This is a genomic window from Magnetospirillum sp. XM-1 (genome assembly GCF_001511835.1).
GTDB lineage: Bacteria > Pseudomonadota > Alphaproteobacteria > Rhodospirillales > Magnetospirillaceae > Phaeospirillum.
The window spans coordinates 1,153,747-1,171,225 of record NZ_LN997848.1 but is presented as its reverse complement, the minus strand read 5'-3'; the positions used below and the strand labels follow the sequence as shown (position 1 = coordinate 1,171,225).

At 69.1% G+C, this 17,479-nt stretch carries 16 protein-coding genes; 13 read left to right on the top strand and 3 right to left on the bottom strand.

From position 1 onward, the window contains the following. The first annotated feature begins 6 nt into the window (after positions 1–6). Together XM1_RS05590 and XM1_RS05585 are read left to right on the top strand one after the other, a co-directional pair. Positions 7–705 carry a response regulator transcription factor gene (locus tag XM1_RS05590; RefSeq protein WP_068431022.1) on the top strand — a complete coding sequence of 233 codons (699 nt, stop codon included), beginning with the start codon at positions 7–9 and terminating at the stop codon, positions 703–705. After that, positions 698–2,308 (top strand): stimulus-sensing domain-containing protein, encoded by a 1,611-nt coding sequence (locus XM1_RS05585; RefSeq protein ID WP_068431019.1) that lies wholly within the window; start codon positions 698–700, stop codon positions 2,306–2,308. Before XM1_RS05590 ends, XM1_RS05585 begins: the two co-directional genes overlap by 8 nt. 11 nt (positions 2,309–2,319) lie before the next feature. Here XM1_RS05585 and XM1_RS05580 read toward each other — a convergent pair whose 3' ends face one another. Continuing rightward, positions 2,320–2,985 (bottom strand): lipid-binding SYLF domain-containing protein, encoded by a 666-nt coding sequence (locus XM1_RS05580; RefSeq protein ID WP_068431016.1) that lies wholly within the window; start codon positions 2,983–2,985, stop codon positions 2,320–2,322. A 129-nt stretch (positions 2,986–3,114) separates the two neighbouring features. Between XM1_RS05580 and XM1_RS05575 the strand changes: the two genes are divergently transcribed. The 9 genes from XM1_RS05575 (at position 3,115) to ccmI (ending at position 11,108) form a co-directional block, all read left to right on the top strand. After that, a complete protein-coding gene (locus XM1_RS05575; RefSeq protein ID WP_068431013.1) occupies positions 3,115–3,579 on the top strand; it encodes a (2Fe-2S)-binding protein in 465 nt (154 codons plus the stop codon). Beyond that, entirely contained in the window at positions 3,576–5,696 is a 2,121-nt protein-coding gene (locus tag XM1_RS05570; RefSeq protein WP_068431009.1) for a xanthine dehydrogenase family protein molybdopterin-binding subunit, read from the top strand. Before XM1_RS05575 ends, XM1_RS05570 begins: the two co-directional genes overlap by 4 nt. Positions 5,697–5,841: 145 nt before the next feature. Next, complete coding sequence (locus XM1_RS05565) at positions 5,842–6,576, top strand: heme ABC transporter permease (RefSeq protein WP_068431006.1); 735 nt, start codon at positions 5,842–5,844, stop codon at positions 6,574–6,576. 8 nt (positions 6,577–6,584) lie between these two features. Beyond that, positions 6,585–6,782 (top strand): heme exporter protein CcmD, encoded by a 198-nt coding sequence (ccmD, locus tag XM1_RS05560; protein ID WP_231920696.1) that lies wholly within the window; start codon positions 6,585–6,587, stop codon positions 6,780–6,782. Next, entirely contained in the window at positions 6,779–7,222 is a 444-nt protein-coding gene (gene ccmE / locus XM1_RS05555) for a cytochrome c maturation protein CcmE (protein WP_068431003.1), read from the top strand. Before ccmD ends, ccmE begins: the two co-directional genes overlap by 4 nt. A gap of 55 nt (positions 7,223–7,277) precedes the next feature. Further along, positions 7,278–9,257: a heme lyase CcmF/NrfE family subunit gene (locus XM1_RS05550; protein WP_068431000.1), complete on the top strand. Its 1,980-nt coding sequence runs from the start codon at positions 7,278–7,280 to the stop codon at positions 9,255–9,257. Between the two features lie 13 nt (positions 9,258–9,270). Beyond that, positions 9,271–9,816 (top strand): DsbE family thiol:disulfide interchange protein, encoded by a 546-nt coding sequence (locus XM1_RS05545; protein ID WP_068430996.1) that lies wholly within the window; start codon positions 9,271–9,273, stop codon positions 9,814–9,816. After that, a complete protein-coding gene (locus XM1_RS05540; protein WP_068430992.1) occupies positions 9,813–10,268 on the top strand; it encodes a cytochrome c-type biogenesis protein in 456 nt (151 codons plus the stop codon). The genes XM1_RS05545 and XM1_RS05540 overlap by 4 nt, the downstream gene beginning before the upstream one ends. A gap of 6 nt (positions 10,269–10,274) precedes the next feature. After that, entirely contained in the window at positions 10,275–11,108 is an 834-nt protein-coding gene (gene ccmI, locus XM1_RS05535) for a c-type cytochrome biogenesis protein CcmI (RefSeq protein WP_068430989.1), read from the top strand. 69 nt (positions 11,109–11,177) lie between these two features. Here the strand turns inward: ccmI and ccmB are convergent, their stop codons facing one another. After that, complete coding sequence (gene ccmB / locus XM1_RS05530; RefSeq protein WP_068430986.1) at positions 11,178–11,843, bottom strand: heme exporter protein CcmB; 666 nt, start codon at positions 11,841–11,843, stop codon at positions 11,178–11,180. Beyond that, positions 11,840–12,493, bottom strand: coding sequence for a heme ABC exporter ATP-binding protein CcmA (gene ccmA, locus XM1_RS05525; protein ID WP_082700388.1), 654 nt, complete (start codon positions 12,491–12,493; stop codon positions 11,840–11,842). The genes ccmB and ccmA overlap by 4 nt, the downstream gene beginning before the upstream one ends. 92 nt (positions 12,494–12,585) lie before the next feature. On the opposite strand from ccmA, the gene XM1_RS05520 reads away from it, so the two are divergent. Beyond that, entirely contained in the window at positions 12,586–15,549 is a 2,964-nt protein-coding gene (locus XM1_RS05520; RefSeq protein WP_082700695.1) for a DUF748 domain-containing protein, read from the top strand. A 76-nt stretch (positions 15,550–15,625) separates the two neighbouring features. Then, positions 15,626–17,470, top strand: a complete 1,845-nt coding sequence (locus tag XM1_RS05515) for a sensor histidine kinase (protein WP_068430976.1) — start codon at positions 15,626–15,628, stop codon at positions 17,468–17,470. The last annotated feature ends 9 nt before the right edge of the window (positions 17,471–17,479 follow it).

Sequence of the window (17,479 nt, the reverse complement as noted above, 5' to 3'; positions counted from 1 at the left end):
GTTCCCGTGTCCCATACCATCGCCCTGGTCGACGACGACCGCAACATCCTGACCTCGGTCTCGATGGCGCTGGAGGCCGAGGGCTTCAAGGTGCGCACCTATACCGACGGGGCCGAGGCGCTGCGCGGCCTCACCAACCAGCCCGCCGACCTGGCGGTGCTCGACATCAAGATGCCGCGCATGGACGGCATGGAATTGCTGCAGCGCCTGCGCAAGCAATCGGCCATTCCGGTGATCTTCCTCACCTCCAAGGACGACGAGATCGACGAGTTGCTGGGCCTGCGCATGGGGGCTGACGACTACATCAAGAAGCCGTTCTCGCAGAAGCTCCTGATCGAGCGCATCCGCACCCTGATCCGCCGCCTGGAGGCCAATGCCGAAGGCGCGGCCGAGCCCGGCGGCGAGACCCTGGTGCGCGGCCAGCTGGTGCTCGACCCCGGCCGTCATATCTGCACCTGGAAGGGTAAAGCGGTGGACCTCACCGTCACCGAGTTCCTGCTGCTCAAATCCCTGGCGATCCGTCCCGGCCACGTCAAGAACCGCGACCAGTTGATCGACGCGGCCTACGGCGAGTCCATCTACGTGGACGACCGCACCATCGACAGCCACATCAAGCGGCTGCGCAAGAAGTTCCGCGAGGTGGACGACGACTTCGCCCAGATCGAGACCCTGTACGGCGTCGGATACCGTTATCGGGATGAGTGAGCCCACCCTTCCGAGGCGGCGGCTGCCCCGCTGGCGGCTGCTGGCTTCGCCGCTGACCCGGCGCATCCTGCTGGTCAACCTGCTGGCGCCCATCGTGCTGGTGGTGGGCGTGTTCTATCTCGACCGCTACAAGCAGGGATTGATCCGCGCCGAACTGGACGGTCTGGGCACCCAGGCCGAGATGGTGGCCGGCGCCATCGGCGAGGGCGCAGTGTTCGAGGAGGAGGCGGGCTTCTTCGAGATCAACCCCGACATGGCGCAGCAGATGGTCCGCCGCCTGTCCGAGCCGGCCAAGTTCCGCGCCCGGCTGTTCGGCTCGGTGGGCGAACTGGCCGCCGATTCCCGCGTGGTGGGCGGCGCCAAGGGCTCCATCTATATCGAGGAACTGCCGCCGCCCACGCCGCCCCACTGGAGTGACCGGCTGGCGCGGCAATGGGACCGCTGGTCGCGCTGGATGCCCAGGGACGATTCCCTGCCCCTTTATCGCGAGCATCCCAACGCCCGGGCCGACGATTTCGAGGAGGTGATGACCGCCATGGCCGGGCGGGCCGCCTGGGCGGTGCGCTCGCGCAAGAACGGCTCCCTGATGCTGTCGGTGGCGGTGCCGGTGCAGCGCTACAAGCAGGTGGTGGGCGCCCTGCTGATCACCGCCGACGGCGCCAACATCGCCCGTTCGCTGTTCCAGGTGCGCATCGCCATCCTGGAGGCCTTCGCCGTGTCGCTGGCGCTGACCATCGGCGTGTCGCTCTACATGGCCGGCACCATCGCCCGGCCCATCCGCCGCCTGGCCCTGGCCGCCGAGCGGGTGCGCCACGGCCAGGGCCGCGTCCACGCCATCCCCGACCTGTCGCGGCGCAAGGACGAGATCGGCGAGCTGTCCCTGGCCTTGAAGGAGATGACCGAGGCCCTGTGGCGGCGCATGGACGCCATCGAGGCCTTCGCCGCCGACGTGGCGCACGAGATCAAGAATCCGCTGACGTCCCTGCGCTCCGCCGTCGAGACCGCGGCCCGCATCGAGGACCCGGAAAAGCGCGCCCGCCTGATGGCCATCGTGCTCGACGACGTGGGGCGGCTCGACCGGCTGATCAGCGACATCTCGGACGCCTCGCGCGTCGACGCCGAGATGAGCCGCGCCGAAACCGGCCCGGTGACGCTGTCGGCCATGCTCGACACCATGGCCGAGATCTATTCCGGCATTGCCGAGGACCGGGGACTGCGCTTCCAGGTGGAACGGCCCACCGGCGATTCCCTGGTGGTCCAGGGGATCGAATCCCGCCTGGTCCAGGTGCTGCGCAACCTGATCGCCAACGCCGTCTCGTTCAGCCCCGAAGGCGGGCGAATCGTCCTGGCCGCCCGGCGGGACGGCGGGCGCATCGTGCTCACCGTCGAGGACCAGGGGCCGGGCATCCCCGAAGGCAAGCTGGAATCCGTGTTCGAGCGCTTCTACTCCGAGCGGCCCGAAGGCGAGAAATTCGGCACCCATTCCGGCCTGGGCCTGTCCATCTCGCGCCAGATCGTCGAAGCCCACGGCGGAACCATCCGCGCCGAGAACCGCGGCCAAGGCGGGGCGAGGTTCACGGTGGGCCTGCCGGCGTCATCCTGAGGGAAGGCAAACTACCGCGAGAGGATGTCCCTGAGCCGGTCGGCCTGGGGCGAATCCACCGTACGGCTGAACAGGATGTCCTCGGGCGTCGGATTGCCGCCGTAATAGGCGGAATTCCACGAGTGCCGCGGCAGGATGCCGGCCCCGTCCAGGGTGGCGCCGCCGTAAAGGCCGACCGAGCGCGAGAAGGCGTAGATGTCGGCCCCCACATTGGTGGTGGTGTTGGCCGAGGCGCCGGCGCCCACCACCGCCACCGCCACGCCCGCCTCGGCGCCGGCCTTGAACTGGTTGTCCACCACCGCCTTCAGGCCGCCCTCGTTCATGATGATGTAGACAGTCTCGGCGTCCTGCAGGCCGATCTGCAGCCCGACGCTGCCCGCCGCCACCGAATAGAAGGCCGGGCCGCTCCAGCGCCCCGACCCATCGCGGGCCAGCAGCACGCCGGTGCCGTACTGGGCGCCCAGGATGAACCCGCCCTTGACCAGATCGGGCACCACCAGCACGGCCCGCGCCCGGCCCAGCAGGTTAGTCATCTGGGAGCTGAAATTGGGGTCGGCGCGCAGGCGCTCGACCACGGTGACGGCCTTGCCGACCATCATGGTCTGGTCGGTGACCTGGGCCGTGGCGTGGCCCGCCAGGAAAAACGCCGCCAGGACCAGGGCGATCAGTCTCGGCATCTCGGCCTCCGTTGAGAAACGTACCCCTCCACTCCAACCACGAGCGTGGTTAGGATTCTGTTAACCCTTGCCCGCCCGCGCCATTGCGGGTAAGCCTGTAACCCTTCCAAACGGAAGGGCGACGGATCGATGTACTCTCTCATCGTCAACGGCGAACGCCACAAGGTGGACGCCCAGCCGGACACCCCGCTGCTGTGGGTGCTGCGCGACCAGTTGGGCCTGACCGCATTGCGCTACGGCTGCGGCCAGGGCCAATGCGGCGCCTGTTCCGTCCTGGTGGACGGCGAGCCGGCCAGGGCCTGCCAGCTGCCGGTTTCCGAGATCAACGGCCGGCGCGTCGTCACGCTGTCCGGTCTGAACGACGCCGTCGCGGCGCAATTGCGCGCCGCCTGGATCGAGCTGGACGTGCCCCAATGCGGCTATTGCCAGTCGGGCCAGCTGATCAGCGCCGGCGCCCTGCTGCGCCGCAATCCCAAGCCCAGCGATGCAGACATCGACAACGCCATGAGCGGCAATCTGTGCCGTTGCGGCACCTACCAGCGCATCCGCGCCGGCATCCATCTGGCCGCCAAGCGGCTGCGGGGGGGCGCATGAACCGCCGGACATTCCTGCAGGTCACCGCCGGCACCGGCCTGGTCCTGGCGGTGGGCGAGGCCCGCGCCGAGGCGGAAGCCGGCGGCGGCGGCACGGCCGTCAACGCCTTCGTCGCCATCGCCCCCGACGGGCGGGTGACGGTGACGGTCAAGCATCTGGAGATGGGCCAGGGCGTCGCCACCGGCCTGCCGGTGCTGGTGGCCGAGGAACTGGAGGTGGACCCCGCCCAGGTGACGGTGGAATTCGCCCCCGCCGATTCCAAGCGCTACAATAACCTGTTCTGGGGGCCGAGCCAGGGCACCGGCGGCTCCACCGCCACCGCCAATTCGTGGCAGCAGCTGCGCCTGGCCGGCGCCGCGGCGCGCGAGATGCTGATCGAGGCGGCGACCCGCGTTCTTCGGGTCAACGCCTCGACCCTTGCCGCCCTCAACGGCGGGGTGGTCCACATGCCCAGCGGAAGGCGCCTGTCCTATGGCGAGCTGGTGGAGGTGGCCGCCACGCTGGCTCCGCCCGCCGCGCCGCCCTTGAAGCAGCCCGCCGACTTCCGCCTGATCGGCAAGCCCGGGGTCAAGCGCACCGATTCCCGGATGAAGAGCGACGGCACCGCCAAATTCGGCGCCGACATCCGCCTGCCCGGATTGCTTACCGCCCTGGTGGCCCGCCCGCCCGTGTGGGGGGCCCGCATGGAATCCTACGACCGCAAGGCGGCCCTGGCGGTGCCGGGCGTCATCGCCGTGGCGCCCATCTCGTCGGGCATCGCCGTGGCCGCCAGTTCCTTCTGGGCGGCGCACAAGGGCCGCGAGGCCCTGAAGCCCCGCTGGACCGAACCGGCCGAACGGGTCTCCACCGAAGCCCTGCGCCGCGATTGGACCGAATTGCTTGCCAAGCCCGGCAGCCCGGCGGCGGCCAGGGGTGACGCAACCCTGGCGCTCGGCCAGGGGAGCCAGCGCCTCGCCGCCACCTACGAGCTGCCCTATCTGGCCCACGCCCCCATGGAGCCGCTCAATTGCGTGGTGCGCCTCGTCCCCGGCAAATGCGAGATCTGGGCCGGCTGCCAGTTCCAGACCCACGATCAGGCCATGGCCGCCAAGGTGGCGGGCCTCAAGCCCGAACAGGTGGAGATTCACACCATGCTGGCCGGCGGCAGCTTCGGGCGGCGCGCCAATCCGGCCTCGGACTACATCGTCGAGGGCGTCGAGGTGGCCAAGGCGGTGGGCGCCCCGGTGCGCCTGATGTGGACCAGGGAGGACGACATCACCGGCGGCTGGTACCGCCCCATGGCGCTGCACGGCTTCGAGGCGTCTCTGGACGAGCGCGGCATGCCGCTGGCCTGGCGCCACCGTCTGGTCTGCCAGTCGATCCTGGCCGGCGGCCCCTTCGCCGGCATGGTCAAGGACGGCATCGACCCGGTCTCGGTGGAGGGTGCGGCCAATCTTCCCTACGCCATCCCCCATCTGGGGGTGGAGCTGCACTCGCCCAGGCTGCCGGTGCCGGTGCTGTGGTGGCGCTCGGTCGGCTCCAGCCACACCGCGTTCGCCACTGAATGCTTCCTGGACGAACTGGCCCAGGCGGGCGCCAAGGACCCGCTGGAGCTGCGCCGCGCCCTGCTGGCCGACCAGCCCCGCCATCTCGCCGTGCTGGAACTGGCCGCCGCCAAGGCCGGCTGGGGCAATCCGCTGCCCGCCGGCAAGGGGCGCGGGCTCGCGGTGCATGAAAGCTTCCACTCCTTCGTCGCCCAGGTGGTCGAGGTGACCATCGGCCCCAAGGGCGAGATCAAGGTGGACCGCGTGGTCTGCGCGGTGGATTGCGGCATCGCCGTTACCCCCGACGTGGTCAGGGCCCAGATGGAAGGCAGCATCGCCTTCGCGCTGTCGGCCGCCCTGTTCGGCGAGATCACCTTGAAGGACGGCAAGGCCGAGCAATCCAACTTCCACGACTACCGCTGCCTGCGGATCGACGAGATGCCGGCGGTCGAGGTCCACATCGTGCCGTCGTCGGCGCCCCCTACGGGAGTGGGCGAGCCCGGCGTGCCGCCGCTGGCGCCCGCCCTGGCCAACGCCATCTTCGCCGCCTGCGGCAAACGCATCCGCAAGCTGCCCATGGGCGATCGGGTGTAGATGCAGGCGGGACGCCCGCGCTCCGCCTCTCCCCTGGAGCGCGGGCGTCCCGCCCGCACCACCCCGACGACATGAACTTTTCTTCACCGTCCGCCCGTTCGACTCCGCTGGAAATGCGAATGGAACGGCGCTAAGAAAGGGCGCCATGCATCGCTTCGCCAATCCCGCCCGCTTCCTCCGCCTCGCCAAGGTGATTCTGCCCTGGTCGAACGCCATCGCCATCCTCTGCCTGGGGGCGGGGCTCTACTTCGCCCTGCTCGGCTCGCCCGCCGATTACCAGCAGGGCGAAAGCGTGCGCATCATGTACGTCCACGTGCCGTCGGCCTGGATGGGCATGTTCTGCTACACCGCCATGGCGGTGTTCTCAGGGATGGCGCTGATCTGGAAGCATCCGCTGGCCGATCTGCTGGCCAAGGCCACCGCGCCGGTGGGCGCCGCCTTCACCTTCTTGTGCCTGCTGACCGGCTCGCTTTGGGGCAAGCCCATGTGGGGCACCTGGTGGGCCTGGGACGCCCGGCTGACCAGCATGCTGATCCTGCTGTTCCTCTATTTCGGCTACATGGCCCTGGTCAACGCCTTCGACGATCCTGAGCGCGGCCACAAGGCCGCCGCCATCCTGGCCCTGGTGGGCGCCGTCAACATCCCCGTGATCAAGTGGTCGGTGGATTGGTGGAACACCCTGCACCAGCCCGCTTCCGTGGTGAAGATGGGCGGCCCGGCCATCGATTCGTCCATGCTGATTCCGCTGCTGCTGATGGCGGTGGGCTTCAAGGCCTATTGGATCTCCATCCTGATCCTTCGGGGCCGCGCCGAGATCGCCGCACAGAAGATCCGCGTCATCCGCATGGCGCAGATCCACGCCGCGGCGCAAGGGGAGTGACCAACGTCATGGAATCCTTCCAGGCTATGCTCCATATGGGCGGCTATGGCGGCTATGTGTGGCCCGCCTACGGAGTCGGCGCCGCCGTGCTGGCCCTGGTGCTGGTCCTCTCGCTGTCCGCGGCCCGCAAGGCCGAGGCCGAGCTGGAGGTGCTGCAACAGGCCCGGCGAGCGCGCCGGGGCAAGGATTCGGAGACCGAAGAGTGACCCGCAAGCAACGCAGGCTGTATTTTGTCCTTCTCGGCATGCTGGCGCTGGGCGGCGCGGTGGCGCTGGTGCTGACCGCCATCTCCGACAGCCTGGTCTATTTCTATTCGCCCACCGACATCGTCACCCAGCGCATCCCCGAAGGGCGGCGCATGCGCATCGGCGGACTGGTGGAGAACGATTCCCTGGTCAAGGACGGCAAGACGGTGAGCTTCAAGGTCACCGACGTGACCAACGCCATTCCGGTGACGTATACCGGCGTGCTGCCCGACCTGTTCCGCGAGGGCCAGGGCGTGGTGGTCGAGGGCCGCATGGAGAAGGGCGGCCAGTTCAAGGCCACCGAGGTGCTGGCCAAGCACGACGAGAACTACATGCCCAAGGAAGTGGCCGACGCCCTGAAGAAGTCCGGCCAGTGGAACGACGGCAAGCAGCAGAAGTAGCGTCAGCGGGTCTCACGTCGCGCCCGGTCCTGACGAAACATAGAGGACCAAACCCATGATCGCCGAGATCGGCCATTTCGCCCTGGTGCTGGCTTTGTGCGTCGCATTGGTGCAGGCGATTGTCCCCCTGATGGGCGCCAAGCGCGGCAATGCCGCCTGGATGAACGTGGCCGGGCCCGCCGCCACGCTGCAATTCCTGTTCATCGCCATCGCCTTCGGGGCGCTGACCAACGCCTATGTCACCAGCGATTTCTCGCTGATGAACGTCGCGAGTAACAGCCACACCGACAAGCCCATGCTCTATAAGGTGGCCGGCGTATGGGGCAACCACGAGGGCTCGCTGCTCTTGTGGATCACCATCCTGGCGTTGTTCGGCTTCGCCGTGACCCTGTTCGGCCGCAACCTGCCGCCGGGCCTCAAGTCCCGCGCCCTGGCCGTACAGGCCATGATCGCCGTGGGCTTCCTGGCCTTCATCCTGCTGACGTCAAACCCCTTCGCCCGGCTCGAGCCGCCGCCGGTCAACGGCCAGGGCCTCAACCCCATGCTGCAGGACCCGGGCCTGGCCTTCCATCCGCCCTTCCTGTACCTGGGCTATGTGGGCTTCTCCATGGCCTTCTCGTTCGCCATCGCCGCCCTGCTGGAAGGCCGCGTCGACGCCGCCTGGGCCCGCTGGGTGCGGCCGTGGACGCTGGCCGCCTGGGTGTTCCTCACCGCCGGCATCGTGCTGGGCTCGTGGTGGGCCTATTACACCCTGGGCTGGGGCGGCTGGTGGTACTGGGACCCGGTGGAGAACGCCTCGTTCATGCCCTGGCTGGCCGGCACCGCGCTCTTGCACTCCGCCATCGTGGTGGAAAAGAGGGACGCGCTGAAAAGCTGGACCATCCTGCTCGCCATCGTCGCCTTCGGCCTGTCGCTCTTGGGCACCTTCCTGGTGCGTTCGGGCGTGCTGACCAGCGTGCATGCCTTCGCCACCGACCCGGCCAGGGGCGTGTTCATCCTGCTGCTGCTGTGCGGCGCGGTGGGCGGTTCGCTGGCCCTGTACGCGGCCCGCGCGCCGTCCATGAAGATGGGCGGCCTGTTCTCGCCCATCTCGCGCGAAGGCGCGCTGCTGCTCAACAACGTGCTGATGGCCACCGGCGCCGCCACCGTGCTGCTGGGCACCCTTTACCCGCTGATCGCCGACGCGCTGAACCTGGGCAAGGTGTCGGTGGGCCCGCCCTTCTTCAACGCGGTGTTCCTGCCCCTGATGGCCCCCATGGTGCTGGTGATGGCCGCCGCTCCCATGATGTCGTGGAAGCGCGGCGACCTGGCCGGCGTGCTGGGCCGGCTCAAGTTCATCGGCGCCCTGGCGCTGGGTGCGGCCATGCTGGTGTGGTTCCTCCAGGGCGGGTCGTCCGGCCCGTGGTGGACGGCCGCCGGCTTCGCGCTGGCCGTCTGGCTGGGCCTGGGCACCCTGTGGGACCTGGCCGAGCGCATCGGCCTGTTCACCCGTCCGGGCCAGGCCCTGTCGCGTGCCGCCAAGCTGCCCAATTCCGCCTGGGGCATGGTGCTGGCCCATTTCGGGCTGGCGGTGTTCATCGTCGGCCTCACCGCCTCGTCGGCCTGGACCACCGAGCACATCCAGACCCAGAAGGTCGGCGAGACCGTCACGGTGGGCGGCTTCGGCGTCACCCTGAAGGGGGTCCAAGACGTCCCCGGCCCCAATTACACCGCCACGCGGGCCACCTTCGAGATTTCCAAGGGCGGCACGGTCATCGACGTCATGCACCCGGAAAAGCGCCTGTACAAGCAGCCGCCGCGCCCCACCACCACGGCGTCCATCCGATCGGGCTTCACCGGCGACCTCTACGTGGTGATCGGCGACCCCGACCCCAACAAGGGCGGCTGGGTGACGCGGCTGTACTTCAACCCCTGCATTCCCTGGCTGTGGGCCGGCGCCCTGCTGCTGATCGTCGGCGGGCTGATCAGCCTGGCCGACCGCCGCCACCGGGTCGGCGCGCCGGCGCGTGCCGCCAACGCCGCCGCCAAGGCCTGAGGAGAGACGAGCCATGCGCCGCCTGCTCTACGTCCTGCCCGTGGTGGTGTTCACCGTGCTGGCCCTGTTCTTCCTGAAGGGCCTGACGCTGAACCCCCGCGACATCCCCTCGGTGCTGATCAACCGCCCGGTGCCGGAGATGAATCTGGCCCCCCTGCCGGGACGCGGCGAGAATTCGGGCCTTTCGACCGAATCGCTGAAGGGCCGGGTGTCGCTGGTCAACATCTACGGCTCGTGGTGCATTTCCTGCGTGCAGGAGCACCCCGTCCTGATGGAGATCAAGCGCCGCGGCGACGTGCCCATCCACGCCGTGGACTGGCGCGACGACCCCGTTCTGGGCGCCGCCTGGCTGAAGAAGAACGGCGACCCCTACGAGCGGGTCGGCGTCGATCCGCCCCCCGGTCGCACCGCCGTTGATTTCGGTGTCACCGGCGCGCCCGAGAGCTTCATCGTCGATAAGGCCGGCATCATCCGCTACAAGCATGTGGGCCCCATCTCCATGGAGATCTGGACCAAGACGCTGCTGCCCATCATCCGCCAGTTGGAGAAAGCGTCATGAAGCGGCTGGTCGTCGCCCTTCTGCTGCTCGCCTCGCCGGCCCTCGCCGTCAATCCCGACGAGATGCTGAAGGACCCGGCCCAGGAGCACCGCGCCCGCGAACTGGGCAAGGACCTGCGCTGCCTGGTCTGCCAGAACCAGTCCATCGACGATTCCGACGCCGATCTGGCCAAGGATCTGCGCGTCATCGTGCGCGAGCGCATCGCCAAGGGCGACAGCGACGAGCAGGTGAAGAAATTCGTGGTCGACCGTTACGGCGATTACGTTTTGCTGAAGCCGCCGTTCAAGGGCACCACCCTGGCCCTGTGGCTGGGGCCGCTGGTCCTGTTCGTCGGCGCCTTGTGGGCGGTGCTGGCCTTCTATCGCCGCCGTCCGGCGGAACAGGCCGCGCCCCCGCCCCCGCCGCTGTCGGCCGAGGAACGGCGCAGGCTCGACACGTTGCTGAAGGAGTAGGGCGCGGTGATCTGGATCGTTTTCGCCGCCATGGTGGCCCTGTCGCTGCTGGTTCTGCTGCGCCCGCTGCTGGCCGCTCCCGCCGCATCCGCCGCCCGGTCGGAATACGACCTGATGGTCTACAAGGACCAGCTGGGCGAGATCGCCCGCGACGTGGAGCGCGGCCTGATGACCGCCGACCAGGCCGAGGCGGCCCGCACTGAGATCCAGCGCCGCATGCTGGCCGCCGCCGATAGCGGGAAGGGGGAAAAGACCGCCGCCGTCAAGGCCGGCAAGAAAACCCCCATCATCATCGCCCTGCTGCTGCCCCTGCTGGCCCTGGTTCTCTACCTGCCGCTGGGCGCGCCCGAGCTGTCCGACCGCCCCTATGCGGGCCGCGCCGCCCAGATCGCCGAGATGCAGGAGAAGACCGCCACCATCCAGGCCATGGTCGCCCGTCTGGCCGAACGTCTGAAGCAGGACCCGTCCGACGGCAAGGGCTGGGCCATGCTGGGCCGCTCCTACCGCGCCCTGGGACTGGCCGACGAAGCCAAGGACGCCTACCGCAACGCCGTCACCTTGCTCGCCGACGACACCCAGTCGCGCATCGAGCTATCCATCATGCTGCTGGAGGAGGCCGAGGGCGACACCCTGCCGGCCGAGGCCGTCACGCTGCTGGAACAGGTGCTGGCGCTTAACCCCGACCAGCCCGACGCCCTGTACTTCACCGGCCTGTCGGCGGCCATGAAGGGCGAGACCGCCCGCGCCAAGGCCCGCTGGAACCGGCTGCTACTGGTCCTGCCCGCCGATTCCCCGGCCCGCGCCCAGGTGGAAAAGGATATGGCGAAGCTGGGGAGCTGAATTTTAGTCCGAATGGGGTTCGGGGCCCACGGCCCCGGGCGGGCGCGGGCGGCAGCCCGCATCCCTTGACTATTCCAGCGCCTGCCGCAATGCCGCCGCACTGGCCCAGGGGGCCAGCACCAGGGCGGCAGCCAGCATGGCCGAGAGGATCAGCAGGTGCGGCTTGGCCGACATGCCCTGCACGGCGGCGTCGATGGCCCCCACCCCGAAGATCAGCACCGGCACGTAGAGCGGCAGGATCAGGAGCGACAGCAGCACGCCGCCACGGCGCGCCCCCAGCACCAGGGCCGCGCCGATGCCGCCGATCAGCGACAGCACCGGGGTGCCCAGCGCCATGGCGGCCAGCAGGGTGAGGAAACCGTCCTCGTGCATGTGCAGCAGCACGGCCAGCACCGGGGCGGCCACCATCAGCGGCAGGCCGGTGGTCAGCCAGTGGGCCAGCATCTTGGCCGCCACCACGAGCCCTAAGGGCGCCGGCGTCAGCACCAGCAATTCCAGCGAGCCATCCTCGTAATCGGCCTGGAACAGCCGGTCCAGCGACAGCATGGAGGCGAGCAGCGCGGTGACCATCAGCACGCCGGCCGAGACGCGCTCCAGCACGTTGGCTTCCGGCCCGATGCCGAAGGGGAACAGCACCACGGTCAGCACGAAGAAGGTCACCACCATGACGCTGTCCGAGCCCTGGCGCAGCGCCAGCCGCAGGTCGCGGCGAACCACCTCGAAGAATCTGTTCACGGCAGTTCCTCCGCCACGGAGAAGCGGTCCAGATGCAGTTCGGCAGCACCCGGCATGTCGATATCCGCGTGGGTGGACAAGATGACCATGCCCCCCGACGCCCGATGCTCGGCCAGCACACTTTCCAGCACCTTGATGGAGGCCTTGTCCAACGCCGTGGTGGGCTCGTCCAGCAGCCACAGCGGGCTGGGCGCCGCCAGCAGGCGGGCCAGGTTGGTGCGGCGCTTCTGGCCCGCCGACAGCATCTTGCCGGGAATGGTGGCCAGCCGCGCCAGACCGAAGCGGGCCAGGGCGGCGTCCACGGCGCGCCCGGCGCGCTCGGCGTGGGGATCGTGCAGATGGGCCCAGAACCGCAGGTTCTCGGCCACCGAAAGGACCGGCTTCACCGCGTCGTGATGGCCGAGGTAATGGGTGCGCGCCGCATGGGCCTCGGGGTCCTCGGCCACCGCCTCGCCGTTCCAGGCGAGCACGCCGTGGGCCGGCTTCAACAGCCCGGCCAGCACGCGCAGCAGCGAGGATTTGCCCGAGCCGTTGGGACCCAGCAGCACCAGTCCGCCGCCGGCGGCAAGGGAAAAGCCCAGGCCGGCGAACACCACGCGCCCGCCGCGCACGCAGGCCAGATCACTCGCGGAGAAGGTCGAATCGGTCATGGCCCGCACCATGGCAAAAAACCGGACGCTTGACGAGGGGCTTGGTGGATTGCCCCCTTGCCTTTTCCCACCGCCGACCGATCATGGAAGCCATGAAACTGATCGGCAGAAAGCTCGGCGGACACGAAATCCAGCGGCGCCACGTGGTGGCGGCGGCCACGGGGCTGGCCGTCCTGATCCTGACCATCGCCTGGGACTGGGTTCCCGAGGCGGGGTTCCGCTGGGGCGTGGCCAAGGCCCTGCGGGGTCTCGGCATGGTCGAGGTCACCATCGACGACACCGACATCTCGCTGTTCGGCGGCCAGCTCACGGTGCGCAAGGTGGTGGCGCAGCCCGCTTTGGGCCGCGCGCTGGGCATCGGCGACTTCGACCTGAAGTTCCGCTGGCGGCCCTTGCTGGACCGCCGGCTGGTGCTGGACCGGGTGGCGGTCGAGGGCATCGACATCGAGCTGAAGCGGGAAGAAAGCGGCTTCGTCCTGAACGGCCTGCCGCTGGCGGTGGCGGCCGCGCCGCCTTCGGCCAAGGAGACCTCGCCGCCCTGGGGCATCGACGTGGCCGGGCTGGAGCTGACCAATTCCCGCCTCAAGATCACCGATGGCGACTTCACCGCCGACATCGCCGTCGAACGGCTGCTGGTGGAGAATCTCAACAGCCTGGAACCGGGCCGCGCCGTCTCCTTCACCCTGAAGGGCAGCCTGAACGGCGCCGCCCTGTCGCTGGCGGGAACCGTCCACCCCTTCGCCGCCGAGCCGTCCTTCGCCGTCACCGCCCACGCCCAAGGCCTTGCCCTGGCCGATTTCGCCGCCCTGGCCGCCCGTTCCGGGGCGGACGGGCTGGCCGGAACCCTTGAAACCTCGCTGGTCGCCGAAGGCGGCCTGAAGGCCGATGGAATCCGGCTCAAGACCAGCGGCCGCATCGCCGTGGAATCCGCGGCGCTCGCCGCGCCGGCCGCCATCAAGGCCGAACGGCTGGACCTGGATTTGGGCCGCCTGATCCTGGACGGTGGCAAGGTGGAGCTGGACGCCCGCCTCGCGGCGGTTTCCCCGGCCGTCGGCATCCATGGCGTCAAGGCAAGCGCCGGACGACTCGAGCTGGCGCTGGACGGCGTGACCTGGGACGCAGACAAGGCGGGGCTGGCCGGAAGCTTGCGGGCCGAGGCCCTGGAGGTCGCCGCACCGGGCGGCCAGGGCTCCGCCGCCAAGCTGGACATCGAGCTGAAATCCCTGTCCTGGCAAGGCGGCAAGCTGGGAGTGGAAGGCCGCGTCGCCGGCGCCGCCCTGGCCGGCAAGGGCGAGGGCGGCGACGGCGCCGCCGGCCAACTGGGGCTCGACGCCACCCGCTTCGACTGGGATGGACGCCGGCTGGGCTGGCAGGGCGGCCTTAAACTCGCCGGCGCCCGCATCAAGGCCGGCGGCCACGATTCCGCCCCCGACTCCCTGGACTGGGCGGGCCGCTTCGACCTGGACACCGCCGATCTGGCGGGCAAGGCCGAGGGCCGGCTGGCCCTGGGACCGCTGAAGCTGGGGGTGGGCGAGATCCGCACCGCGCTGAAATCCGCCGAGGCGCAAGGCAAGGTGGAGTTCGGCCAGACGGTGTCGGGCGAGCTGCCCAAGGCCCGCATCGAGGGTTTGTCGGTGCAGGATTCTGCCCGCAAGGTCGATCTCGCCACCGTGGACCGGATCGAGGCCGAGGGCCTGCGCATGGCCAAGGACGGCGGCGTTGCCGTCACCCATCTGGGGGCCGATGGGATCAACGCGCTGCGCAAGGAGGGCCAGGGCGGCTACAACTGGCGCTTCGAGACCAAGCGCCTGCGCCTGGACAAGGCGCAACGCGACGGCGACGGCGATTTGGGCCTGGACGAAGTGCGCATCGACGGCATGCTGGCCCGCGTCAACCGCACGCCGGACGGCTTCACCGGCTTCATCTCCGAGGACAAGACAAAGACCAAGGCCAAGGAGCCCGCCAAGGACGAAGACACGCCCGGCATCCGCATCGGCCGCCTGGTGGTGGCCGGCGACAGCCGGGTCAACCTGCGCGACCGCACCATGGCCGAGACGGTGCGCATCGACGTCACGCCGCTGGAGCTGACGGTCAGCAATCTGGACAGCGAGGCGCCCGAGCGCGATTCCCCCTTCGAGATCAAGGCCGGGGTGGGACGCGGCACGGTGGCGGCCTCGGGCACGGTCCGCCCCTTCGCCGACAAGGTGTCGGGCCGGGTGGACGGCAAGATCGCCTCGTTCGAGCTGCCGCCGCTGTCGCCCTATCTGGGCGAGGCGCTGGGCGTCAACCTGCAGTCGGGGCATTTCGACGGCACGCTGGGGGTGAGCGCCGACCAGGGCAAACTGTCGGGCGCGCTGGACGTGGCGCTGTCCAACCTGTTCATCGCCGCCCCCGATCCCAACGCCCCCGTCGCCGCCAAGGCCGGCATGCCCATCGAGACGGTGCTGGACCTGCTGCGCGACGGCGAGGACCGCATCCGCCTGTCGCTGCCCATCCGGGGCGACACCTCCAATCCCGACCTGGACGTCAGCGACGCGGTGGCCCAGGCGGTGGCCGGCGCGCTGAAATCCACCGTGCTGACCACGCTGAAGCTGGCCTTTCCGGTGGCGGCGCTGATCGAGCTGGCCATGGACGCCGACGACAAGTCGCATCTGGCCCTGGCGCCGCTGGCCTTTGCGCCCGGCATCGACGCCCTGTCCTCCGAGCACGAGAAGACCCTGGCGGTGGTGGCCGAACTGCTGAAGGGCCGTCCCGGCCTGAAGCTCACCTTGTGCGGCAAGGCCGACGACAGCGACTGGCCGGTGGTGGCGGCGCGCCGCCGCTCGGCGGAAAGGCCGCTGCTGTCCAAGCTGGAGCAATTGGTCGGCTTCGAGCGCAGCGCCGAATCCTTCGGCCCACCCGACCGCAACATGCTGGCCGCCCTGGCCCAGCGCCGCACCGATGCGGTGCGCAACAACCTGGTGGACAAGGGCGGCGTCGAGACCGGCCGCCTGTTCGGCTGCCGCCCCATGGTCGAGACGGCGGACAAGGGCCCCCGGGTGGAGCTGCTGCTCTAGCGATGGGGCTTGCGGCAATTTTGCACAGGCATCATCCTTGACCCTGCCGGCGCCATATCCGTAACGGATTAGACTGATGATGTTCGACGACAGCCAAGCGGAGCACGGAAGGCCGGAAACACCGACCTCCTCTCCCCGAGGGCTGCCGAGCATCCGCTCCAAGCTGGTGCTGCTGGTCATGGTCTGCCTGCTGCCCGGCAGCCTGGCGGTCGGCCTGCTGATCTACGACTTCTATCACCGCCAGCGCGCCCTGCTGGAGCAGAACATGGTCCAGACGGCGCACGCCCTGGCCCTGTCCGTGGATCGCGAAATCGCCCGCAGGGTGGCGGCGCTGCAGGTGCTGGCCACCTCGCCCCATCTCGCCAACGACGATCTGGCCCGCTTCTACGAACAGGCCAAGATCATCCTGAGCGAGCAGGGCGGCCTGAACATCGTGCTGAGCAACGAAGCGGAACAGCAGGTTCTCAATCTGGCCCGCCCCTTCGGCACGCCGCTGCCCCGTCATGGATCGCCGGAACAGATCGCCAAAATCTTCGCCACCGGCCAGCCGGCCATTTCCGACCTGTTCGTCGGCGGCGTCCTCAAGCGCTACCTGATCACCATCGACGTGCCGGTAAGAATGAACGGCAGGATCATCTACAATTTGAGCATGGCGCTCCTGCCCGAGAACCTGTCCCACCTGCTGACCGAGCAGCAGCTTCCCCGCGGCTGGATCTCCGCCATCTTCGATTCCCGCGGCGTCATCGTGGCGCGCACCCACCTATCGGAAAAATTCATCGGCCAGAGCGGCTCCCCCGTCCTGGTGGAGCGCATGCGCCAGTCCTCCAAGGGCCTGTCCGAGAACAACACCCTGGAAGGCATTCCGGTTTACGGCGCCTTCAGCCATGGCAGCGTCTCCCAGTGGTCGGTGGCGGTCGGCGTGCCCAAGCAGACCCTGCTGGCGGATCTGCGCAATTCCATCCTGCTGGTGTCCGGCTCGGCCATTGCGCTGACCGTCGTCGGCCTGGGCTTGGCCTGGGCGGTGGGCGGCCAGATCCGCCGCTCGGTGCGATCCCTGATCCGGCCCGCCCTGGCCCTGGGCTCGGGAGAAGAGGTGCGAAGCCCGCGTCAGGACATCCGCGAGGTGGACGAGCTTTCCTCCGCCCTGACCACCGCCGCGGCCCTGCTGCGCCAGCGCACCGCCGAGCGCGATCTGGCGCGCCGCAACGAGGCCGAGACCCAGCGGCTGCTCCAAGAACTGATCGACGCCAACGGCGAATTGCAGCGCTTCGCCCATATCGCGTCCCACGACCTGCAGGAACCCCTGCGGACGGTCACCGCCTTCACCCAGTTGCTGGCCCGGCGCTTCGCCGACCATCTGGACCCGGAGGCCGACGAATATGTCGGCTTCATCGTCGGCGCGGCCACCCGCATGCACGAATTGATCAACGGCCTGCTGGTCTTCGCCAACGTCTCGGGCCAGGGCCAACTGCTGGCGCCGGTCTCGGCGGCCCAGGCCTGCCAGGCGGCGCTGGACAATCTGAAGGACAGCATCATGGGCGGCAACGCCATGATCGAGGTCGGCGACCTGCCGGTGGTGCTGGCCGCCGAGATCCAGCTGATGCAGGTCTTCCAGAACCTGATCGGCAACGCCATCAAGTTCCGCCGCCCGGGCCTGGCGCCCCATATCCGGGTCACGGCCGAACTGCGCCAGGCCATGTGGGAGTTCTCCGTCGCCGACAACGGCATCGGCGTCGAGAAGTCCGAGCAGGACATCTTCCAGATCTTCCGCCGCCTGCACACCAGCGACGCCTATCCCGGAACCGGGGTCGGACTGGCGGTGTGCAAGCGGATCATCCAGGGATGCGGCGGCGAGATCTGGGTCGAACCCGCCCCCGAGGGCGGCAGCATCTTCCGCTTCACCCTTCCGGCGATCTCATAGAGCGCGCGT